3 protein-coding genes are annotated in these 3,140 nt (G+C 71.1%); 1 reads left to right on the top strand and 2 read right to left on the bottom strand.

Annotated elements, in window-relative coordinates:
* Positions 1-53 precede the first annotated feature (53 nt).
* Both NBZ83_RS31150 and NBZ83_RS31145 read right to left on the bottom strand, forming a co-directional pair.
* A complete protein-coding gene (locus tag NBZ83_RS31150; RefSeq protein WP_261568900.1) occupies positions 54-989 on the bottom strand; it encodes a proline dehydrogenase family protein in 936 nt (311 codons plus the stop codon).
* Positions 990-1,098: 109 nt separating this feature from the next.
* Positions 1,099-2,670 carry a serine/threonine-protein kinase gene (locus tag NBZ83_RS31145; protein ID WP_261576408.1) on the bottom strand — a complete coding sequence of 524 codons (1,572 nt, stop codon included), beginning with the start codon at positions 2,668-2,670 and terminating at the stop codon, positions 1,099-1,101.
* A 171-nt stretch (positions 2,671-2,841) separates the two neighbouring features.
* On the opposite strand from NBZ83_RS31145, the gene NBZ83_RS31140 reads away from it, so the two are divergent.
* On the top strand, positions 2,842-3,140 hold a 299-nt coding region (locus NBZ83_RS31140; protein ID WP_261576407.1), incomplete at its 3' end, for a hypothetical protein.

Below are 3,140 nucleotides of genomic sequence, written 5' to 3'. Positions count from 1 at the left end.
CCCATCGCCCTGCCCGTGCCCGCCGCCCTGCCCGCGCCCGCCGGATGCGGGTCTCACGCGCCGCGCCGGCTGCCCAGCGCCCGCACGGCCAGCAGCACGTTGGCGGGCTTCTCCACGAGCCGTCGGGTCAGGTAGGGCACGCTGTCCGGGCCGTAGGGCAGGTACACCCGCACCGTCGCCCCGGTCGCGGCGAGCCGCCGCTGCTCGGCGGGTCGCACCCCGTACAGGAGCTGGTACTCGTAGGTCGCGGGCGCGCGGCGCAGCTCGGCCGCCAGCCGGCCGGCGACGCCGATCAGCGCCGGGTCGTGGGTGGCGATCATCGGATACCCCGGGCCGGCGAGCAGGATGCCCAGGCAGCGCGCGTAGGCGGCGCGGACGGCCGGGCGCCCCCGGTGCACGGTGCCGGCCGGCTCCCGGTAGGCACCCTTGCACAGCCGTACCCGCGAGCCGGCTCGGGCCAGGTCGCGGCAGTCGCCCTCGGTGCGCAGCAGCTGGGCCTGCACCACCGCGCCGACCGACGGGAAGTCCCGGCGCAGTTCGACCACCGTGTCCAGCGTCGCGTCGGTGGTGGTGTGGTCCTCCATGTCGACGGTGACGGTGGCGTTCACCGCCGCCGCCCGGGCGCAGATCTCCGCGGCGTTCTCGTAGGACAGCTTGCGGCCGTCGCGCGGCACGGCCTGGCCGAGGGCGGACAGCTTGACCGAGACGTCGAGACCCGGGGCGAGGCCCGCCCGGTCGGCCAGGTCGAGCAGCCGCAGGTAGGCCAGGACCGTGGCGAGGGCGTCGTCCGGCCGGGTGACCCCCTCGCCGAGCAGGTCGGCCGACGCCCGCAGGCCGAGATCGGCCAGCCGAGCGGTGGCGGCGACGGCGTCGGCATCCGTGGGGCCCGCGACGAACCGGTCGACGATGCCGGTGGCGAGCGGCCCGTGGGTGAGCACGGCGCGCGCCGGCGGGCTGGCGATCAGACGGTGGGCAGGAGGACGGATCATCCAGCCCCCCCAACATCGACAGTAGGCAACGACGAAGGCACAGTCGGTAGCGTTCCGCAGTCGACGTGTCCTGTCCAGCCCGGCACCGGCGCGATCCACCGGTCCCCGCTCAGCGAGCTGGTCGAAGAGATTCCCGGGGGGTGGATGCTGCCGTGACGGCGACGTCGTAGCCGAATCTCCGCAACGCGGCGAGGACCTTGCCGTCGGATACGCCGGACAGATCCTCAAGTCTGCAGAAAAGCAGTACGCCCGCGTCATCGATATGCGGAGGCTCGCAGCGACCCTGATAGTGCGCTGCGTCGGTCGGATCCGACAGGGCGACCTCGATGCGGCCGGCGCGGACGCGGACGCCGCTGACCTGCTGGCGGGGTAGGACATGTGCCTCGGCCCCACGGCGGTACCGCAACGACGTCTCGTCGAGCACGAGCACGTCGGGTCGGCAGAGAAGATAGGCGAAAGCGGCGGCCCAACATCCGAAGAAACCGGACCAGAGGGCGGCCAGTGCGTAGACCCAGGCCGGAAGACCGATGGCCGGTCCGAGGATCCAGGGGATGGCCGCAGCCGCGAGCGCACAGGCCGCGAGCACGCCGCCGACGGCCCGGCGCAGCGCAGCCTCGCGATACCGGATCGCCCCCGCCGTCTCGACCGAGTCCGGCTGCGCCCGCCGAGGCACCTGCGGCTCGCCGGGCTGGCCATGCACCGCGGTGCCGGCCGCCTCGGTCCCTGGCCGTTCGGCGTGCGCACGGACGCCGCCGTCCGGGGTGACGAACGCGTCGGATGTCGATGAGCCGTCAGACGCCGATGAACCGTCGGATGTCGACGCGGCGTCGGACTCCTGCGGCGACTGCCGGAGCTCGGTTGCCGCGGCCCGCAGGGCCGCCAGCCCCGCATCGCCGGTCAGACGGCGCTCCGGATCCTTGACCAGAAACCCCAGGACCACGCTGGCCAGCGGTTCGGGAGCCCGAACGAGGTGGGGATGTTCGTTGAGCACAGCCTGGATCGTGGCGGCTTCGGTCGGGCGGGAGAACGCCGAAACTCCCTCGACCGTGTAGTAGAGGGTCGCCCCGAGTGAGAAGAAGTCGCTCGCCGACAGCATGCGGGTGCCCTCGAACTGTTCCGGCGCCATGTAGGCCAGCGTCCCGATCGGGCCTTCCGTGATGGTCGGTTCGGCTGCATGGACCGCGACCCCGAAATCGACCAGTACCACGCGGCCGTCCTCGCCGATCAGAATGTTCGCGGGTTTGACGTCCCGATGGGTGATCCCGGCCCGGTGGGCGGCGATGAGCGCGGCCAGCACCGCGACCCCGATCCGGGCGACCTCGCCGGGTGGAAATGCGCCACGTGCGCGGATCGCCTCGGCCAGCGAGACCGACGGTATGAACTCCATGATTATCCAGGGCAGGCCTTCGTCCCGAACCACGTCGAGCACGGTGACGACGTTCGGATGGTCGCGAAGTTTCGCAACCATTCTCGCCTCCCGCTCGACCCTGGCCAATATGCGCGCCGTATTTTCAAGGGAGGCAGCCGGAGATATGCGTACCTCCTTGGCCGCCACTGTGACACCGAGGATCTCGTCGAATGCACGCCAGACCGTTCCATAGGCACCGGCGCCGAGTTGCTCAGCGAGCCGGTACCGCCCAGCGACCCTGCGGTCGACAGCATCGCCGGTGCCTGCGGTCACACGCCTTCCCTTCACCACGGTGCTCGACAGCCCTACCAGAGCGTTCCACTATAGGCGAGCATCGGCGGGAAGTAACGATTGACCCAGTAGCGATGCAGATAACAGATCCATGCTGCTAAAGTTCCGCGAAGCGTGCGTTCTCGATTTTACCGGTCCGAGGAAGGGGACGCTGTGGGAACTGGCACATCACCGGGCACGCCGAACCTCCTTGGCCGGACGTTGCGCCAGTTCAGGTCCTGGATACGAAGCGGCGCGCGGACCTTGGCGGCGGTGCTCGGCACGGGTATTCGGCCGTGGCTGGCCGGCCTGGCATTGGTGGTCATCGCCGCCGCGACCGGACTGTGGGCAGCGGGTGGCGGCATGGCCGGGTCCGACCGCGCGGGCGGAACTCCCAGCACGCTGGCCGGGTCCCGGACGAACGTCACACGCCACCTCGCACCGTCCATCACACCATCGCCCACCCCATCGCC

This window comes from Frankia gtarii (genome assembly GCF_025403375.1).
In the GTDB taxonomy this organism is placed as follows: domain Bacteria; phylum Actinomycetota; class Actinomycetes; order Frankiales; family Frankiaceae; genus Frankia; species Frankia gtarii.
Note: the sequence above shows the minus strand (reverse complement) of the source record. Positions and strands in the feature narration are given on the sequence as shown.

Bases quoted from the DNA above. Each gene is read 5' to 3' on its own strand.
- NBZ83_RS31150 (WP_261568900.1), bottom strand. From the start codon at position 989: ATGATCCGTCCTCCTGCCCACCGTCTGATCGCCAGCCCGCCGGCGCGC.